At 40.2% G+C, this 18,586-nt stretch carries 16 protein-coding genes and 1 tRNA gene; 3 read left to right on the plus strand and 14 right to left on the minus strand.

What is annotated here, in order from left to right:
- Positions 1–53 precede the first annotated feature (53 nt).
- The 4 genes from pfkA to EII32_RS06300 are packed head-to-tail and all read right to left on the minus strand — an operon-like array spanning position 54 to position 4,992.
- Positions 54–1,031, minus strand: coding sequence for a 6-phosphofructokinase (gene pfkA / locus EII32_RS06285; protein ID WP_125234588.1), 978 nt, complete (start codon positions 1,029–1,031; stop codon positions 54–56).
- Positions 1,032–1,053: 22 nt separating this feature from the next.
- The gene (locus EII32_RS06290; RefSeq protein WP_125234589.1) at positions 1,054–2,451 is read right to left on the minus strand and encodes an SLC13 family permease; all 1,398 of its coding nucleotides are present in this window, start codon (positions 2,449–2,451) and stop codon (positions 1,054–1,056) included.
- A 56-nt stretch (positions 2,452–2,507) separates the two neighbouring features.
- On the minus strand, positions 2,508–3,491 hold the full coding sequence (locus EII32_RS06295; protein WP_317125328.1) for a glycosyltransferase family 2 protein: 984 nt from the start codon (positions 3,489–3,491) through the stop codon (positions 2,508–2,510).
- The gene (locus tag EII32_RS06300; protein WP_125234591.1) at positions 3,475–4,992 is read right to left on the minus strand and encodes an oligosaccharide flippase family protein; all 1,518 of its coding nucleotides are present in this window, start codon (positions 4,990–4,992) and stop codon (positions 3,475–3,477) included. The genes EII32_RS06295 and EII32_RS06300 overlap by 17 nt, the downstream gene beginning before the upstream one ends.
- Positions 4,993–5,154: 162 nt before the next feature.
- Between EII32_RS06300 and EII32_RS06305 the strand changes: the two genes are divergently transcribed.
- The gene (locus tag EII32_RS06305) at positions 5,155–6,144 is read left to right on the plus strand and encodes a glycosyltransferase family 2 protein (protein WP_125234592.1); all 990 of its coding nucleotides are present in this window, start codon (positions 5,155–5,157) and stop codon (positions 6,142–6,144) included.
- Positions 6,141–7,247 carry a glycosyltransferase family 1 protein gene (locus tag EII32_RS06310; protein WP_125234593.1) on the plus strand — a complete coding sequence of 369 codons (1,107 nt, stop codon included), beginning with the start codon at positions 6,141–6,143 and terminating at the stop codon, positions 7,245–7,247. The genes EII32_RS06305 and EII32_RS06310 overlap by 4 nt, the downstream gene beginning before the upstream one ends.
- Here the strand turns inward: EII32_RS06310 and EII32_RS06315 are convergent.
- The 10 genes from EII32_RS06315 to EII32_RS06360 form a co-directional block, all read right to left on the minus strand.
- Positions 7,211–7,783, minus strand: a complete 573-nt coding sequence (locus EII32_RS06315; protein ID WP_125234594.1) for a Maf-like protein — start codon at positions 7,781–7,783, stop codon at positions 7,211–7,213. The genes EII32_RS06310 and EII32_RS06315 overlap by 37 nt on opposite strands.
- A 28-nt stretch (positions 7,784–7,811) precedes the next feature.
- Entirely contained in the window at positions 7,812–8,330 is a 519-nt protein-coding gene (locus EII32_RS06320; RefSeq protein WP_125234595.1) for a KdsC family phosphatase, read from the minus strand.
- A gap of 15 nt (positions 8,331–8,345) precedes the next feature.
- The gene (locus EII32_RS06325; protein ID WP_233582324.1) at positions 8,346–9,128 is read right to left on the minus strand and encodes a Rossmann-like and DUF2520 domain-containing protein; all 783 of its coding nucleotides are present in this window, start codon (positions 9,126–9,128) and stop codon (positions 8,346–8,348) included.
- The gene (locus EII32_RS06330; protein ID WP_125234597.1) at positions 9,112–9,639 is read right to left on the minus strand and encodes a nitroreductase family protein; all 528 of its coding nucleotides are present in this window, start codon (positions 9,637–9,639) and stop codon (positions 9,112–9,114) included. Before EII32_RS06330 ends, EII32_RS06325 begins: the two co-directional genes overlap by 17 nt.
- Positions 9,640–9,736: 97 nt before the next feature.
- A tRNA-Thr gene (locus tag EII32_RS06335) sits at positions 9,737–9,810 on the minus strand.
- Between the two features lie 1,064 nt (positions 9,811–10,874).
- Positions 10,875–13,007 (minus strand): peptidylprolyl isomerase, encoded by a 2,133-nt coding sequence (locus tag EII32_RS06340; protein ID WP_125234598.1) that lies wholly within the window; start codon positions 13,005–13,007, stop codon positions 10,875–10,877.
- A gap of 175 nt (positions 13,008–13,182) precedes the next feature.
- The gene (locus EII32_RS06345) at positions 13,183–14,451 is read right to left on the minus strand and encodes a hemolysin family protein (protein ID WP_410524571.1); all 1,269 of its coding nucleotides are present in this window, start codon (positions 14,449–14,451) and stop codon (positions 13,183–13,185) included.
- Positions 14,452–14,457: 6 nt separating this feature from the next.
- Complete coding sequence (lptC, locus tag EII32_RS06350) at positions 14,458–15,117, minus strand: LPS export ABC transporter periplasmic protein LptC (protein WP_199741406.1); 660 nt, start codon at positions 15,115–15,117, stop codon at positions 14,458–14,460.
- 75 nt (positions 15,118–15,192) lie between these two features.
- On the minus strand, positions 15,193–16,485 hold the full coding sequence (locus tag EII32_RS06355) for a hypothetical protein (RefSeq protein WP_125234599.1): 1,293 nt from the start codon (positions 16,483–16,485) through the stop codon (positions 15,193–15,195).
- Positions 16,482–17,264, minus strand: a complete 783-nt coding sequence (locus EII32_RS06360) for a type III pantothenate kinase (protein WP_233582325.1) — start codon at positions 17,262–17,264, stop codon at positions 16,482–16,484. The genes EII32_RS06355 and EII32_RS06360 overlap by 4 nt, the downstream gene beginning before the upstream one ends.
- Positions 17,265–17,376: 112 nt before the next feature.
- On the opposite strand from EII32_RS06360, the gene EII32_RS06365 reads away from it, so the two are divergent.
- A complete protein-coding gene (locus tag EII32_RS06365) occupies positions 17,377–18,582 on the plus strand; it encodes a DUF4105 domain-containing protein (RefSeq protein ID WP_233582326.1) in 1,206 nt (401 codons plus the stop codon).
- Positions 18,583–18,586: the final 4 nt, after the last annotated feature.

Here is an 18,586-nt window from a genome sequence, read left to right on the forward strand (position 1 = left end):
AAATTTTTTACTTATAAAATCCATATTATGATTTTTTGCAAGTCGCAATACATTTATATGCTCAATTCATCAAGCACTTTTATGAGTTTCTTGTCAAATGGTTTATCACTTCTGATTGCTTCGTTGAAAGGCACATATACAACTTCATTATACCTCACTCCAATCATCACATTCCTTTGTCCCTGAATTATTGCTTCTATTGCTCCCACTCCGGTTCGCGCAGCGAGTACACGGTCGTGTGCCGTTGGTCTGCCTCCTCTTTGCAAATGTCCTAATATTGACACCCGGACATCATAGTCTGGGAATTCTTTCCGTACACGATCTGCATAATACAACGCACCACATTTCTTACTTTCAGACACGATAACGATGCAACTCTTTTTCGACTTTCTTATACCTCTTTTCATAAAACGAGACAACTGGTCAACATCGGTGGAATCCTCAGGAATAATTGCTGCCTCTGCCCCACTTGCTATTGCGCTGTTCTGCGCAAGAAAACCAGCATCTCTTCCCATTACCTCAATAAAGAAAATGCGTTCATGACTTTGCGCAGTATCTCTTATACGGTCAACACACTCCATAATTGTATTCATCGTGGTGTCGTATCCGATAGTTGAATCAGTTCCATAAAGGTCATTATCTATTGTACCCGGCAGTCCTATACAGCAAACATCATATTCTTCTGCAAAAATGCGCGCACCTGTCAATGAGCCGTTGCCTCCTATAATCACGAGTGCATCTATACCTTCTTTTTGCATGTTTTCGTATGCTTTCTTCCTGCCTTCCGGTTTCATAAATTCGTTTGACCGTGCCGTTTTTAGTATTGTCCCTCCCATCATTATGATACCGGAAACGTTCTCGGTCGTAAAATCATGTATCTCTCCATTAATCAATCCATCCCAACCCCGGTATATACCTTTTATATTAAAACCGTTATATATTCCTGCACGTGTCACGGCACGTATGGCAGCATTCATTCCGGGAGCATCTCCGCCGGATGTAAGCACGCCAATAGTTTTTATCCTACTCATTGCATTATTATTTTCAAAATAACTATAATGTCATTATCATAATGACAAACATTCCTATAATCCATGCCATAAACGACATGAGACCTACGTTTCTCAGATACCATCCCACATGTATGCGTTCCATTTTCATTAATGCCAATCCGCTTAGCGAGCCGGTAAGCATAAAATTTCCTCCCATTGCCGTACTATATGCTATTACTTTCCAGTAATTACCGTTTTGAACAAACGATGCCATATAGTCTGCATCTGTCCATCTGTTCAATGCTTCGGCATCAACAATCGGATATAGCGATATGAAACTTAATGATGTTGCAAAAGAATCCACCATACTGCTCATTACAGCAGCCATGGCACTTACTATCCATATATTATGTATCTGATAATCTATATTTCGCGCCTGCCAACTCAAAGCGCCAGTCTCATATACCACCCCGACCGCAAGCATCATACCCATGACAAAAAGCATCATCTGTATAACTCCATACTGAAGTACACGCGGCATTCTGCGCTGTATCATCTTGTCAACATTCATAAGTTTGCGGTTCACAATTTCATTTACTATCCACAAAAGCGACAGTACGCAAAGTGCCCCTATAAACGGACTCAACTTGGTTATGTTGTGGAATGTGGGTATGAACCAAAGTCCGCCTATACCCACAAAAAGCATCATTATGCGCTGCCATCTTGATAAGTTGGTATCGTCTCCTCTATAAGGTAAGACCCATTCAATACTGATTCTTTCCGGAAGCATTCTGCCCAACATAAATACCGGCAATGCGCATGAAACGAGGCATGGAATTGCCAATGATGCCGAGAACCTCGATGCCGTAACTGCGCCATTATTCCATAAAAGTAAGCCTGTCGGATCTCCGATGACGGTCAATGCACCTCCACAATTTGCCGCCAATACTATTGCACACCCATATATTATCCGATGACGGCGGTTTGGTATCAAACCGTGCATCACTACGAGCATCATTGTAGTAGTGGTTATATTGTCAAGATTTGCAGAAACGACAAATGTTATTCCGGTCATCATCCATAGCAGTTTCCTACTATTCCGTGTTTTCATCAATTCTGTAAGGAAATCGAAACAACCATTATTGTTAAGTATCTCCACAATAGTCATGGTGGCAAGTAGAAACAATACTATTTCCGCTCCTCTACCTACATATTTCAAAAAAATGTTTTGTGCGATATAGTGTTTAACCGCAGTACTTGTGGGAATTGCTCCACCGAGAAAATCAATATATTCGGCTGAGTGCTGACTCATCACAAAATCTGTTCCGTAACAGATATACAACACCCAACCCACAGCCGCTGCAAAGATGGCTATTGCCGTCTTATTGACTTTTGTGAGGTTTGATGTGGCTATCAAAAGATAACTCAAAATCAATATAGTTACGATTATCAGTGTCATTTCAACCGCAAAATTACCATTTTCTTGTCGAAACTCAAAGTTTTATCTGACATTTTTCAAATTCTTCCAATAAGTTTCTTTAAAGTGAAGTAAATTTCTTCTTGAAGACGAAATAATTTCCAAGAGAAACGCAGGGGCATATATCCGAATTTGTGTTTCAATGCAAAGTCAATCTTGTCAGTTTCAATAGTTTCCCACACACGTTTAATCTCATTGATACCGAAATCGGCTTCTTCTCTTTTCAATCGATTGCGGTTAACGAAATAAAACATATATGTATCTACTACCACAAGCCATCTTACTTTTTCATACATCCGCATCACTTTGTCGTCAACACCCATAAGCGTGAGTTGTCTTTTCATCGATTCATTTGCTTTCATGTAATCAAACCGTCTTACGCTTGGCTTATGGGTAACCGACATTTCGTTTTTATAATAAAAGTAAATTCCGTCGCAGCATCTCACTTCCTTTGAATTGAAGTAATGTATTCTCGTTGTGTTGTCATCACTATATGCGCGGCAAGTTTCGTCATAAGGATATCGTTTGTGAAGCGGCATGCGTGTCATGTAACAGCCGTGTATCTTCCAAGTAAGGGAAGCCTCGAAAGCCTCATATCCTGTCATAAAGTCAAAGTGTGACATAGGGTAATTCTCTTCCACTTCTCCGTCAACCATTCTCACATGAAACAGAACGCAATCTGTACGCGGATTGTCATCGAACACGCACAAAGCCTTTTCCAATGCGTCTTCAGACAAACGGTCGTCACTGTCAAGGAAGCATACAAAATCTCCTGTAGCTTCTGCAAGTCCTTTGTTACGCGCCATCGCCGAACCTTTGTTTTCAGTATGCTTGAAAACTCTTATCCTGTTATCATTTCTTGCATATTCACATAACAGGTCAAAAGAGTCATCGGTGGAACAATCATCTACACACAGTATCTCTATGTCGTTATGTGTTTGGGCAATAAGCGAGTCAAGGCATCTTGCAATAGTCTTCCCGGCATTATAAACCGCCACCAATACACTAACTTTCCCCATCATCTCCCCTCTTCGACTTTATTTTTAATATATTCAAGAATTTGTCGGAAAGCTTTTTCCAAAGTTTCACTTTCTGTCTCAAAATCATATACGAAAAGAGAATACTGCAAGCAACGAGCAACACACCGAAACACCAATACATACAGCCGTTGATAAGGAAACTTATTGCGAGGGCACAAATACCGAGCGGAACTTGCACAACGACATATTTCATTACATTGCGACTAAAGACATAAGAATATCTTAAACGAAGAAAAAAAATAGTAACGAAAACATCTATCAGCCCCACAAGCGTGATGGCTACACCGGCTCCGATAAGGCCGAAATTAATGTAAAGTAATGCCGTCGCAGAAAACAACAACACATCATATATAGCCTCAAGCAGAAGATAAGAGCGCGAATCAGCACGGGAAAGTGGCAGATATTGCATAGGCAGGACAAGTGCCCTCCCATAGAGCGACAACACCATTACCTGCATCATTTCTATAGAGGGTAGGAACTTGGAACTCAGCAATAATGGCACTATAACAGGCATAAAGACTATGAATGCCACTATCATTGGAGATATTAGCAAAAGCAATACCTCAATCTGGTTGTTTATGGCGATGTTGCGTGCCGCCGTATCTGATGTAATTGCCGACAAACGCGGGAAATAATCGGATTCCATAGCAGAAAACACCATGCCGGCATAGGAAAGAGTGATGACATATCCCGCATTATACAATCCTACTGTATCCAACGCACCATAGTTGTTGAGAAACGACCTTATGGCAAAATCGATGCCGCTTCCCATTATTCCGGCCAAAACAAATGCCACACCAAGTTTTATCATGCCCCCTCCCCTGCCAAGGGCTGCCTTTGAGAAATCAAATTTTAAAGGATACTTTCTGGAGGAGTAACGTATTGTGAGCAACATCTGTATTACAGCAACGACGATAAGCGACGGAATAATACCGCTTTCACCCCATATATAATATATAGGTATTGTTGTGACAAGTGCAAATATTATGTTAAGCGAGGAAATAGCAGCAAGACCACGAAGTTTCTGCGTACCTTTCAAAATTGCCGTTTCACCGCCGGTAATCGCAGCCATACCCACAATGGGAGACAAAAGTATAAAATGAAGACTGTGGTCGCCCCAACTAAAAGCAATATTGTCCAACATTGATCCCGTAAGCATGCACACGAGCATGCCAAATAATGCCACAAGAAGACTCCACGACCTTACTATTGCAATGTTTTTCTCTACCTCATACCCGTCATTCTTGCTTAACGCTTCGGAAATATTCTTCACAGCACTAATATGAATGCCGAAATTAGTAGAATCGGAAACGAGTTTGACCGTGGAATTGAATAGCGAGACAAGCCCCATTCCGTCAGGTCCCAGTATTAGTGCAACAAACTTATTCCTAACAAGGGCAAAAAGAATATTGACACCTTGTATGCCACCAAAAATACCGGTATATTTCAAAATATGATTATAACTGACCCTGTTGCTTTCCATAACCTCATTTATTAACGAGGGAAGTGCTTTTTTATTACACGCCACCGCCTTTTTTTATAAAAATATTTAAAACGCAAAATGTCATATATAAATATTTCACATGAAAAACATCATTTTTTCAAATCAATATCGTAACTTTGCAAACGATAAAATACCATTACGATGCCTAACAATATTTATGCTACGGAACAAACTCCGCTCGTTAGTTTCATAGTCACGACATACAATCTGCCGGATGAAATGCTCAAAGAATGCCTTCAAAGCATAACGGCATTATCACTGAACCACCGCGAGGTGGAAATTATAGTTGTCGATGACGGCTCTGACGAGGATACGCTTTCGGGTATAAGGGAAATCTGCGACAATATCATATATATACGGCAACCAAACAAGGGTGTCAGTGTGGCAAGGAATATGGGATTGAAAATCGCGAGCGGAAAATACATACAATTCATCGATGGAGACGACAAACTAATTCTTGCCGGGTATGAACACTGTCTCGACATAGTTAGATTCAAAGATCCCGACATAGTATTATTCAATTTCACAAAAAAAGACACAAACATAGACACGCCATATATGTTCGATGGACCGTTGAGCGGAGAAGAATACATGCGTCGTAACAACATCAAGGCATCTGTGTGCGGATATGTATTCAGCCGTAACATACTTGCAAACCTTAAATTTAGCGCAGGAGTAGAATTTGGTGAGGATGAAGAATTTACACCACAACTAATACTAAGCGCAGAAAAATTGTATGCCACTGATACTTGCGCATATTATTACCGCAAGAACAGTTCATCGGTAACGCACAAAAAAGGTAAACGAAGACTTGCCAAACGACTTGCAGACACCGAGCATGTCATATACAACCTTTACCACCTTGCCGGCACCTTGCCGGCACAAGATTCCGCGGCATTGCGTCGAAGAGTGGCACAACTTACCATGGACTATATTTATAACACCATTGTACTTACCCGGTCAAGGCATCAACTCGAAAAGCGAATAAGGAATTTAGAGAAAAAAGGACTATATCCGCTCCCATCCGACAATTATACATGGAAATACAAGATATTCAACAAGATGATAAAATCCGACACCGGAAAGAAAGTATTAATGCTTGCACTGCCTTTGCTGAAACGTGAAAGATGAGAATATTACTGTTAGGCGAATACAGCAACTTGCATGCGACACTTGCCGAGGGATTGCGTGAATTGGGAAACGAGGTCGTGGTGGCAAGCAATGGAGATTTTTGGAAAGATTTCCCAAGAGACATTGATATTGCACGCAAACCGGGGAAGATTGGAGGAGTCAAATTAATGGCAAAACTGTTATCCGTAATGCCAAAAATGAAAAACTTCGATGTTGTTCAACTAATAAACCCCATGTTCCTTGAATTGAAGGCGCAACGTATTATTCCATTCTACAAACGAATAAGAAAAGAAAACGGGAAACTTTTCATGGGCGCTTTCGGTATGGACTATTATTGGGCAAAAATAAATTCTTGTCAAATGCCTCTGCGATATAGCGATTTCAATATTGGCAACAAAATCAGAAATAACTATGATGCGGTAAAGGAAAGAAAAGATTGGATAGGTACTCCGAAAGAGCAACTTAACAGAATAATAGCAAAAGACTGTGACGGAATAGTTGCTTGTCTATACGAATACTATGCAACATACAAGAATGTATTCCCGGAAAAAACAAGTTTTATTCCACTTCCAATTAATCTTGGAAAAAACTCCCCCTCCTCCATAACCTCACACAATGAGAAGATTAGAATTTTCATCGGAATAAGCCGCGGAAGGAACGAATACAAAGGAACGGATATTATGCTGAAGGCTGCACTCGACGTTGCCGCACGCCATCCGGAAGAAATTGAGATAATGAAAGCGGAGGGGGTGTCATTCAACGAATACCAAAAAATTATGGATGGAAGCGATGTCATTCTCGACCAGTTGTATTCATACACACCAAGCATGAATTCTCTGCTTGCAATGAGCAAGGGAATAATATGTATAGGTGGAGGAGAACCGGAAAACTATGATATTATAGGTGAAAGAGAACTTCGTCCCATTATAAATGTTCTGCCATGCTACAAAAGTGTCGTTGAACAATTAGAGTGGCTGATAGAACACAAGAAAGATATTCCGACGATGAAACAAGACAGTATCGAATATGTTCGAAGACATCATGACCATGTAAAGGTTGCACGCCGCTACATTGAGTTTTGGAATGCCAAAAGTTCGCTATAAATACGCTGTACCGGCAGTCCCATTACATTGAAATAACTACCTTGTATTGATTCCACCCCAATAAAGCCTATCCACTCTTGAATGCCGTATGCACCGGCCTTGTCAAAAGGTTTGTAATGTTCAACGTAATATTCTATCTCACTCTCTGAAAGTTTTTTGAAAGTAACGTCGGTCTCAACCGAGAAAACTCGCTCTTGTTCTTTTGTCATAAGGCATACTCCGGTTATGACCTGATGCGTACGACCGCTTATCAATCTTAACATTGAGCAGGCTTCTTCGGCATCAACAGGTTTACCAAGAACTTTACCGTCAATCACTACAATCGTATCGGCGGTAATCACAAGTTCGTCGCAAGAAATACTTCCCTTGTAAGCAGAAGATTTCTTTCTCGCAATAAATTCACTAATTTCCTGTACAGGCAGATCGTCCGGATAACTCTCATCTATTCCGGGCAACAATCTTATCTCAAAATCAACATTTAACCCCGATAACAATTCTTTTCTTCTCGGACTTCCCGAAGCCAATATTATTTTCATTGTATATTATCTGTTTCCAATTAAAAAATCACCATCCGAATGCTCGTGCATCACAAAGCCATTTTCCTTGTGCTTTCAATACTTGCTCCACCACATCACGACCACAACCATATCCGCCACGCCTGTCACTTATGTATATACAAGTCTGTCTTACTTCGGCACAAGCATCCGAAGGACAGCAGGGACAACCGCACGTTCTCAACACTTGAAGATCCGGAATATCGTCACCCATAAAAATCAATTCATCGTCAGAATATCCGTAACGGTTTTTTAAATCTTCGTAAGCATTTATCTTAACGGCGGCTTTCATATAAATATCCTTTACGCCAAGACCTTCATACCTCAACCGCACAGCCTCTGTGCCACCTCCCGTTATTATGGCAATACGAAGACCTTGTTTCATGGCGAACTGTATGGAATATCCATCCTTAATGTTTACCGTCCTCATTGGCTCGCCGCCGGGGTGGAGAGGAACAGTCTCGGAACTCAATACCCCGTCAACATCAAACACAATGGCTTTTATCTTGCTCAAATCGTAGTTTATCATTTTTATATTACTCTGTCATTTATCAATTCCCATTATACTTTTACTCATAATTTCATAAATATCCCTCGCCACAGGAGATTCTATAAGTTCCAAATGCTCATTGATAACATCAATATCTCTCCTTGCCGCGGGACCTGTTTGTGATTCTCGTGGAGAAAGCATCTCAAGTTTTTTCACGGTTTCATTTATCAACGGAAGCATCACACTGAATGGTATGTTGTGGGCAGAAAGCAAATCATCTGCAATGGCAAAACAATGATTGGCAAAATTACACACAAACACTGCGGCAACATGAAGATAACGACGCTTCTCGGAATCGAGACGATATACCTTTTCCGTAAGTTCGTGCGAGAAACATTCAAGCACCTCGCAAGTACGCTCGTCGGAAGCCTCAACGAAAATTGATATCTCTCTGAAATTCACATTCTTCTGCTTGCTGAAAGTCTGCATGGGATAAAAAACGCCATGCGCCACATTTGTGTCTCCGAAAACACTTAACGGGACACTTCCTGCAGTGTGAACCACTATGCCGCCTGCCGCCTTTTCCAAAACTTTCGGAAGAACAATGTCGAGTACACAGTCCTTGACAGAAACGATATAAAGGTCGGCTCCCGTAACGATGCCGTCAAAAGATGTCGTCCGGCGACTGCCGAGTCTTTTTGCCAAAGATTCGGCAGACCTTTCCGTGCGACTGAAAACCTGTTCTACTTTTATGCCTTGTCGCAACAATGCCTCGCCAAGGTTCGTGGCAAGGTTTCCGGCACCGATGATTACAATACGCTTAATATCGCCCGACATGAACATTCTCCCACTTCAAGCGATCTTCATTTTGAGCATTCCTTTCTTCGGCTTTGTGTCCGAATGCAATCACACACAGACACGATAGATTTTCAGGAATATCAAGTACTCCGCGTATTACGGTGTCGGCAGATGTGCCGTCGGAAAGTCCTCTCCCGCGCATTTGCACCCAGCAAGAACCAAGACCTAAATCCTCGGCTTGGTATTGCATGGATATTGCAGCAATGGAAGCATCCTCCACCCAACAGTCATTTGTCATGGGATCGCCTAAGACTACAACGGCAAGCGAGGCTTCTTTTATAAGTTGTGAACCATGACTTTTAGCATCTGAAATCTTTTCAAGATCATTCTTGTCATCAACAACAACAAACTGCCAATCTCTTCTGCTCTTACTTGTAGGAGACATAAGTGCGGCACGAAGTATCAATCTTACGTCGTCTGCACCAATTTCTTCGTCTGTAAACTTGCGATGGCTGCGTCTAACCTGCGCCAATGTTCCAAAATCTCTCATAACTCACATATATTCTTTAAAGTTAAACTATAAAAGGTTAAAAGTCAATGGCAAAGAAAATACCTGCACATTCAACTTTTAACCTTTAACTTTCTTGAGCCTCTTGTCGGATTCGAACCAACGACCCCGAGATTACAAATCACGTGCTCTGGCCAACTGAGCTAAAGAGGCGGGTGGGTAAGCGGTCTGCATCGCGCCGCTACAACCAACTACCTTTGCTACGTTCCCGTCCTGGAGGATTCGAAGGGAGCTGGCCGTGCAGGACTTACCCATTTTTGCAGGTGCAAAGTTAGCGATTTTATTTATTAAAAAAGAATGTTTACTTAAAGAAAAAGTGCTTTTAACCTTTTTTTATTACATTTTGTCATCTTGTAATTCGTCGATATGTAGGAGTGAAAAATGAGAATTAACACATTAAAACTTACAATATATATGTATCCGTATTCTGCACAAAGTGCGCTCTGTTCTTTTGCTTTTCCATCGTTCTAATTGTCACGGATAGATTTGATTTCTTCTGTACACCGATATTAATATGGCAAATCTCACAAGTATTTGAATGCTTGTCCGGTTATTATTTGAATGCCGTATTTCTAAAAAACACTACATATCTCGATTGATTTCCAACCAGAAACCGTAATCAATTTCATACGGCATTTTGATGATAATCCTTTTATTCTCATAAAGTCCTATTTACCAAAAAGATTTATTGCATTATTCGTCGTATTCCAAATAACATCGTGACTTATGCTCTTGCTTTTATGTTAACGACGAATAGACCTGCCACTAATTACAAACAAGATAGTAAATTTGCCGAATTTACAGACCAAAATCGCCGAATTTACTGTTCGGTTAAGTACAAGTGAAAAAATCATTTATGTTTAAACCCAAATCGGTCATTAGAACCCTCAACCGATTTTGTTCGATTGTTGAGCAGATGTGCAGCCGTTTCATCGAAGGCGTAGCGGGCTAACGTAGAGATGAAATGGCTGCGCAGATGTCAGCAAGCGGGCTAAAGCGGTTGGGAAGCGTAACGGCAATAGCAAATCTAAGTAAATGCGGTCTAATGACCGATTTGGGTTAAATGTTGCATCGTATGATATAAATTGGAACAACAACGCATTAACTGATATTGAAAAAAGAAGGTTCCAAAAGTGTGTAAAACTTTTGGAACCCGCCCTAATGGCATAATTGTATTATGTTGTTTACATTACATACTTTCTAATAGAAGATTCAAATTAGAAGAAAACGTATCTCTTATCTTTCACGTCTGCCTTGATGAAATACTCCTGCAATGCCTGCTGAGCTGCCTGTGCTGCTCTCTGTCCGAGACGTGCGGCGTATGTTGCCTCATCATATTTTCCGGGAAGAGTAACCTTGTCTTTTACCATGAAAAGATATACTCCGGCATTACCCTTTACGGGGGAAGCAGAGAACTTGCCCTTGCCTGTCGCAGCCACAGCACCACTGAGAGCCGGTTCGCTTGCACCGGTAGCCTGAACGAACACCGGTGCTGCAAATGTCACTTGTGCCACCTCATTTACCAGTGCGCCCTTTGCTTTTGCTGCTTCAACAGACTTTACATCTTTCACGTTGGCAATTATCTGTTCTGCTTTCTTGTCACGAATGACTGCATTCTTTATATATTCCTTAACATTGGAATCGTCAAGCGTGCGGAATCCGACATCATGTATTCCTGTCAATGCAACGACAAGGAGATTGTCATTGTTGCCACATTCGTAAAGCGGAGAAACCTCATTCACGTTTGCACTATAAATCCATCTCATTGCATCGCGTGTGTTGTTGACATTTGCGACATAATATTCCGTACTTGACAAGTCTTTGCGTTCCTCCACTTTATAACCATATTTTGCGGCATTCTTTTCCAAAGCCCCAATGGTGCGGCTTTCACTTACATATTGGCTGAACTTGTTGTATGCAGTATTGTATGTGTCTTTAGAGAAATCCATTGTCTTGGAAATAACCGCAGCAATGTATTTCGTAACCATTGAACGGCGGTCGGTAACCTGTACAATCATATTTCCACCTGAAAGTTTTACGTTCTTCGTCTCGTTAACAGCCATATTATTAATCGAGTTGATATAAGAACGGAAATCCGTGTCAATTGCCGGAGCATTCTGATATTGACGCGTTGTCACCCAAGTTTTCTCCCCTGTCTGACCATATTTCTTTGCAAGTGCATCGAAATCTCCACCTCCTTGTAATGCGTTGTAGATGCTGTCTGCACGTTTTGATGCCATATCTGCATTTTGATCCGCAACTTGGATTACACGAATTTGTATTGAGTCAGGCAATTGCTCTTTTGCAATGAGACGTATAATATTAATCGTATTGTCTTCACCGATTACCGGACCTAACGTTTGTCCAACGGACATAGAGTCAAGTTTTGATGCCACAGGCATTGGAAAAGCATCTTTACCCACGGGAACGCCATTGAACGGAATGAGTGAAGAACTTTTGCTTACGACATTACCCGGTGTCTCGGCACTCTTGAGTTCTTCTGCAAATTTATTCATTTGGTCGTTTGTTGCTTTACGGTCAGCATCTGAAGCTGCGACCTTGACGCTTACAAATTTTATGTCGCGAGTCTCTTTAAACTGACGGAACATAGGTTTCAACTCTTCATATTTTGCTTTCAGGTCGGCATCTGTTACAGTTACTTTATTGTCATTAATCGACGAATATGGTATTGAAGCCAGTTCTATTGTGCTTTCCTCGTTCTCTGCCTTAAATGCCAACTTTGCTGAAATATTGTTTGTAACCATCATGCAACGAGCAAAAAGGGTCTGATATTTCTGTGCGAGAAGTTGTGTGCGAAGATTTTTCTCTGTGAAAGACCAGAATTTGCTGATTGCTTCATACTGCTCGGCTAATTGGGGATTGTTCAATGCAGACTTGTCATTTAGAAATTTCTGTACCATGGTATAGTCAAACCGACCGGTCTGCCGGTTTACGAAAGGAGTTTGGAGAAGCATTGGGTTTGTTCCCTCTTTCATCATATTCTGCAACTCCTCATCTGTAACAGTAAGACCAAGTTCTCCTGCTTCCTTTTCAATGATGCTGTTTTGAACCATTGTCTGCCAAACTTGATCGCGCAGAGCCGTTGTCTGCTCGTCTGTCAGGTTCTCCATTCCACGGGCAATTTTCACATATTCCGTAAACTCGTTTACCCTTTCATTGAAATCGTTGATGTCAACCGTCTTTCCAAGCACGGTACCGACCTCGTTCCTTTTGCCAAAGAGAGCATCGACAATTTTGCTCCAATCTTCAGCAATGAATGCAAAAAGACCCAAACCGATTACCACGATAAGGATAGGTCCCCAACTTCTGATTTTTCCAATTGCTGCCATTTTTTGTTTTTAATTTTATTTTATTATTTTATTATTCTTAACTTCATTGGAATTATTGTCTGTATGGCCTCATTGCTTAACCACACGCAGTAACAATTTCCCAAATAATGAGTTTCAAGGTGCAAAATTACAAAAAAGATGATAATTATTGGCATATAATATCGAAAAAGTTTTGCTATTTCAACACTTTCAACCTTACCAACTCTATTTTTGTCATAGTATTCTTTATAATCTTAAATTCAAACTCGCCAACGGTCACAATTTCATTTAGTTTCGGGAAACTTTCGTAATAGTTCAGAATGAGTCCGCCTATGGTCATGTATTCTTCACTTTCCGGCAGATTTACGTTGAATTTCTCGTTTACCTTGTCTATTTCAAGGCGTGCAGATAATATAAACTCATTTTCAGAGATTTGTTTTGCCACATAGTTGGAGTTATCATGCTCGTCCTCAATGTCTCCGAATATTTCCTCAACAATATCTTCAAGACTAACAATACCGCATGTTCCTCCGAATTCGTCAATAACCACTCCGAGAGTCTTCTTTTGTTGCATGAATGTCTGCATCAGTTTCTTCGCAGGCATTGTCTCCGGTACATAAGGCATGTTCTGTATGCCTTTGTGCCAGTTGTTTGCATCACGAAACATTTCCGATGAATGTATGTAGCCAATGATATGGTCTATGTCTTCTCTGTAAACGATTATTTTAGATTTGCCGCTTTCAATAAATATATTTTTAAGTTCGGATACAGACGAAGAGTACTCAACCGCACAAATTTCGGTACGCGGTATCATGCAGTCGCGTACTTTTGTATCGGAGAACTCAAGCGCATTTTGAAATATCCTGACATCGTCGTCTATCTGAGAATCGTCTTTTGCCTTGGCCAAACTAGATTGTACCAAATGGTCAAGGTCTAATTTGGAAAATATCTCATCTCCGCTTTCTTTCTCGACCTTTATTCCTACAATTCTCATCAATATATGAGATATTATTGTTGAAAATCTTGATATAGGCCATAGCAATATGTAAAAGACAAATGCAGGAAAAGCAAATATGGTAAGCAATCTGTTTGCATTGCTTTTAAAAATAGATTTAGGAAGAAACTCTCCGGTAAATAGTACAATTATGGTAGAAAGAATAGTATCTAATGGTACGGTAACACTTGGCTCAAATCCTTGGAATATCGTGTTGTCGAATAATTTTGCGACAAGAATGCCATACACCACAAGTACGATATTGTTTCCCACGAGCATGGTGCTGACAAAGTTATTAGGATATTTATAGAATATTTGCAGTGGCAATCTGGATATTCCGAATTTATCTTTTTCCATTTCGGCAAGCATGCGGTTGCTCGAAACGAATGCGATCTCCATTCCGGAAAAGAATGCAGACAGAATCATTGTTGCTAATATCTCTATGATTAATGCTATGTCAATATCATCCATGAGAGATTATCTTTTGTTCGTGATTGTTGGTGTATCTTGTATTTTCGCTTTCGGATTTGCCGGCATCCTTATTTTCGCTTTTGCGGTGTCCGGTGCAGACAATATCGTGTCAGCCTCCGAATTTCCTATACCATTCTTACCTTTGACGAATGAGCCTTTTGTATTGGTTATGGTATAGTGAGTAAGTCGTTCGTCACTGCGGAAATGTGTACCTTCGAGTTCCCTTGTCGGAGTAATCAAACGCGAATATTTGTCGCTGTATAGTTCGTGAAGATTCTGATCCCAAAAAAGTTCTTCACTGGTAAAATACATTCCGTTTTTTGTCCTTACGCTAACCCTTCCGCGCAATTCCCACAAACGTTTTGTATCATAGTAGTATGCAGTGTCTGCTTGGAGAAAAGCCTCTACATGAAAACTTTTGTCAAACTCTTCAAGAAACAATCCGTTCCTGAATATCCAACGTGACGGATTCCTGTTTTGATTAATTTCCCATTCCTCCGTAACAATTCTGTATTTCATTATTCCGGAGTCACTAATCAACGTGTTTACTCCGTAACTTATCATAAGAGCCACCGAGTCACGCTCGTTAATGGCAGGAGCAGTATGTTCCACACCACTTTCGCAAGATATGGCAAGCAAGGGTAACAAAAAAGGTAAGAGATACATTTTCTCATACCTCTTTCTCAATGAAAAACCACATAGCCTTTCAAATATCTTTTTCATTATACTCGGCAATACGGACTATTCAACTTTCCATTTCATGAACCATCGCTCGTTGAAAGTTAATCCGATGTTTATCCTAAACGTATTCTCGGTAATGAACTTATTCGTATCTATACGTACCCACTGAGCCGATATATTAAGTACCGACTTGTTATTATAACTATTCATTATGGGTATTCCAAAACCTGCACTTACGGAAAATTCTTTCGGTCCGTCATATCCATTTATATTTAAATAAGGTGTCGAATATGATGCACCCAAACGATAGGCAAGTCTGTTGAAAAACTTTCTACTGAATGCACTCGGACAATACTCGCCTCCCACAGTAACCTTATGCCTGTCTTTAAAATACTTGTCATTGAGGATATAACCAGCCTTCCCTCCTATTTCGGTATAGACAGGAAAAGAAGTGGAAGCCCATTTCTGTAACGAATAATCCACACCTAATTTTATCTTATTTTTATGATTATACATAAAACCGGCACCAATAAAATGTGGCAGTGACAGTCCGTTGTTGACTGCAAACACCGTACTGTCTTTTACTCCTGTCTGTTTATTGGTTGACAGAATCTTACATTCTGCATCAGCATTAAGGTTGTGTCCCAATCCGTATGTCGCTCCTATTGTCAACGAATTGCTCTTACCAAACGGAATGGAATATTGCAAACCGAAATCCAATCGGTAACTTTTTACATTTACCGAATAGAATTTAGACAAACTGTTTATGTAAACATCCGTATATGAATTTATTATAGAGCGATTACAATCTCCCCACAGATAAGAAGCATTGACTCCTATGGATATGTTTTTCAAAGGTTCCAATCCGAGACCGAGGAATACTTGATGAAGACCTCCACTCCCAAAATATGTATTTACATATCCTGAAGTTCTATCATTGTTAATGTATCCGGAAGATGCGTAATTATACCCTACGTTGGAAAAAGGCAATATACCGAAACTCAAACCAAAATGTTTGACTAAACGGAATGCTGCAACGGCATATTCAAAATTTGCATTATTCGCATTCTTTTTTACTCCATTCTCTGAAAAGTTTGTCAACTGTCCGCTTACTCCTGCATCAAAAATAAACGTTAGCGAGTCCATTGATGAATAAGAAGCCGGGTTAATGAAATTTATTTGGTTGCCCTCCCTAAATCCTATACCCAGTCCGTTCATGCCTCTGTTAAAGCCACTGGTTTGATCTGACAAAACTCCAAATCCATATTGACTATATGGTGAATTAGTACCGCTCTGGGCTGTTGCCGTAAGCGTCGTTACCATCATAAGAATGGCGATAGTTATTTTCTTCATTGTTCTTTATTGTATTCGAGTATTGCATTTAATCCTTTCGGCACTAACAAACCGTCCTCTACAAGATTTGGCATTGTGCCATTGTGATTTGCAGGTGCAAAGGTGTGATTTTTTTCTGAGAAATGCAAATTTACATGGCTTCCTCCCGTTAAATAAATGTAAAGTTGAGAATATTTACTACCAAATATGTTTATATACCCTTCTATTTCACGCTTCACACCGTTTATTACGCCACTCCTTATGGCAGTCTCCGTAGAATCTCCAATTTCCGTTATGCGTCCTTCGGCATCAATGGAAGGTAACTTTGAAGTGAATGCATGTAGTGATTTCAGTCTCATCTCTATTCCGGGTGAAATATTCCCCCCCTCATATTCTCCTTTAGAGTTAATGAAATCGTATGTTATACATGTTCCAACATCAATTACAAGAATGTCCATTCCCTTGTTGTTTAACGATGCACCAACAACAGCGGCGAGCCGATCGGATCCCAATGTCAAAGGTGTCTTGTACAAATTCCTTATTGGTACGGCAGTTATGCCGGGCTGGAAATAAAGCATCGGAAAATGCAGATTGCCGATAAAGTCCATAAAACCGTCATTCAGCAATACTGTTGAGCAATATATTCCCTTTGAGAATTTATGTCTTGATATAAAATCCAATGCTTCATTGTCACAAATATTATTGATGCGAACTTCATCAACGGCATTCATACCATCGAAACAAACCATTTTTATTGATGTATTGCCAACATCGATAATGAGACGTAAATCACTTGTCACAATCTGCAAAAATGCTCGGATTATAAAAAACGAACTAATATCGGGTGCAAAATTATCTTTTTTTTTTGAAACAAAAGAACGTTAAGTGGAAAATATAAAGTAATTTTGCAACGTGAAACAGAGAATTGGTATATTGAAAGTATTACTATTGGTATTGGCCATGCAGAATGTAACACTTTCGAACGGACAGAATAAAAGGTTGTCTCTTGACTCACTGGAGATAAGTTTACTGACATGTTCTCCACGCCAGCAAATATACAGCCTTTACGGACACACTGCCATAAGACTTCGCGACATGCGCACCGGTCTTGATGTGGCTGTGAATTATGGGGTGTTTTCTTTTGACAAACCTTTATTTGTACCACGGTTTGTATTTGGCATGACCGATTATGAAATCGGAATTATCCCTTTCAAATATTTTATTAAAGAATACAAGGACGGCGGGAGTCGTGTAGTACAGCAAGTGCTTAATCTCACTCCTGATGAGAAAATGCTTGTATTTGATGCCATACAAGTAAACCTATTGCCGGAGAACAAATATTACAGATATAATTTTTTCTATGACAACTGCACCACGAGAGCACGTGATATAATTGTGAACAATATCAAAGGAGGCATCAATTACACATCACGCAATGGTGGAACTTTCAGAGAGATTATTCATCAAAAGAACGAACATTATCCATGGGCACGCTTCGGAAACGACTTGTTGCTCGGTATAGGCTCGGACATGCCCACGACACAAGAACAACGGCAGTTTTTACCGGACAACCTGATGTATGATTTTGAAAATGCGACAAGGAACGACAACCACAAGCGTCTGGTTGAAAAAACAACGACAATCATTGATGCCAAGCCTCCTGTTTTAGATAAAGGATTCCCTTTGACACCCAACCATTGTGCATTGTTGTTACTCGTTATAACCATCGTGATTACAATAGTTGAATTTGTCAAGAGTACAAGAATGATATATTTTGATGTGTTTCTAATGCTGTTTGTATCAACCACAGGTATAATTCTTTTCCTGATGATTTTTTCACAACACCCTACGGTAAGACTTAATCTCCAAATACTGATTCTCAACCCACTACCGTTTTTCTTCATAAAGAGATTAATCAAAAGACATAGGAAAGGCATAAAGGATAAACAACATATAATATGGGTGGCATTGGCATGTCTTTTCTTCATAGGCGGATTTTTCCAGTTATATGCAGACGGAATGTATCTTTTGGCATTATCTTTGCTGATAAGGAGCTTAAAGGGGCTGCTTTCAAATTGCAATACCCGCCTTACCATTGGCTCGCCCGAAAAGGTATGAGCGT

The sequence above is a fragment of the Prevotella sp. OH937_COT-195 genome, assembly GCF_003932845.1.
Classification (GTDB): Bacteria; Bacteroidota; Bacteroidia; order Bacteroidales; family Bacteroidaceae; genus Prevotella.

Coding starts and splice junctions, on each gene's coding strand:
- EII32_RS06315 (WP_125234594.1), bottom strand. CDS start 7,783: ATGAAAATAATATTGGCTTCGGGAAGTCCGAGAAGAAAAGAATTGTTA.
- EII32_RS06355 (WP_125234599.1), bottom strand. CDS start 16,485: ATGAAGAAAATAACTATCGCCATTCTTATGATGGTAACGACGCTTACG.
- EII32_RS06300 (WP_125234591.1), bottom strand. CDS start 4,992: ATGGAAAGCAACAGGGTCAGTTATAATCATATTTTGAAATATACCGGT.
- EII32_RS06290 (WP_125234589.1), bottom strand. CDS start 2,451: ATGACACTGATAATCGTAACTATATTGATTTTGAGTTATCTTTTGATA.
- EII32_RS06310 (WP_125234593.1), top strand. CDS start 6,141: ATGAGAATATTACTGTTAGGCGAATACAGCAACTTGCATGCGACACTT.
- EII32_RS06325 (WP_233582324.1), bottom strand. CDS start 9,128: ATGTCGGGCGATATTAAGCGTATTGTAATCATCGGTGCCGGAAACCTT.
- EII32_RS06320 (WP_125234595.1), bottom strand. CDS start 8,330: ATGATAAACTACGATTTGAGCAAGATAAAAGCCATTGTGTTTGATGTT.
- EII32_RS06295 (WP_317125328.1), bottom strand. CDS start 3,491: ATGATGGGGAAAGTTAGTGTATTGGTGGCGGTTTATAATGCCGGGAAG.
- EII32_RS06340 (WP_125234598.1), bottom strand. CDS start 13,007: ATGGCAGCAATTGGAAAAATCAGAAGTTGGGGACCTATCCTTATCGTG.
- EII32_RS06345 (WP_410524571.1), bottom strand. CDS start 14,451: ATGGATGATATTGACATAGCATTAATCATAGAGATATTAGCAACAATG.
- EII32_RS06330 (WP_125234597.1), bottom strand. CDS start 9,639: ATGAGAGATTTTGGAACATTGGCGCAGGTTAGACGCAGCCATCGCAAG.
- EII32_RS06305 (WP_125234592.1), top strand. CDS start 5,155: ATGCCTAACAATATTTATGCTACGGAACAAACTCCGCTCGTTAGTTTC.
- lptC (WP_199741406.1), bottom strand. CDS start 15,117: ATGTATCTCTTACCTTTTTTGTTACCCTTGCTTGCCATATCTTGCGAA.
- pfkA (WP_125234588.1), bottom strand. CDS start 1,031: ATGAGTAGGATAAAAACTATTGGCGTGCTTACATCCGGCGGAGATGCT.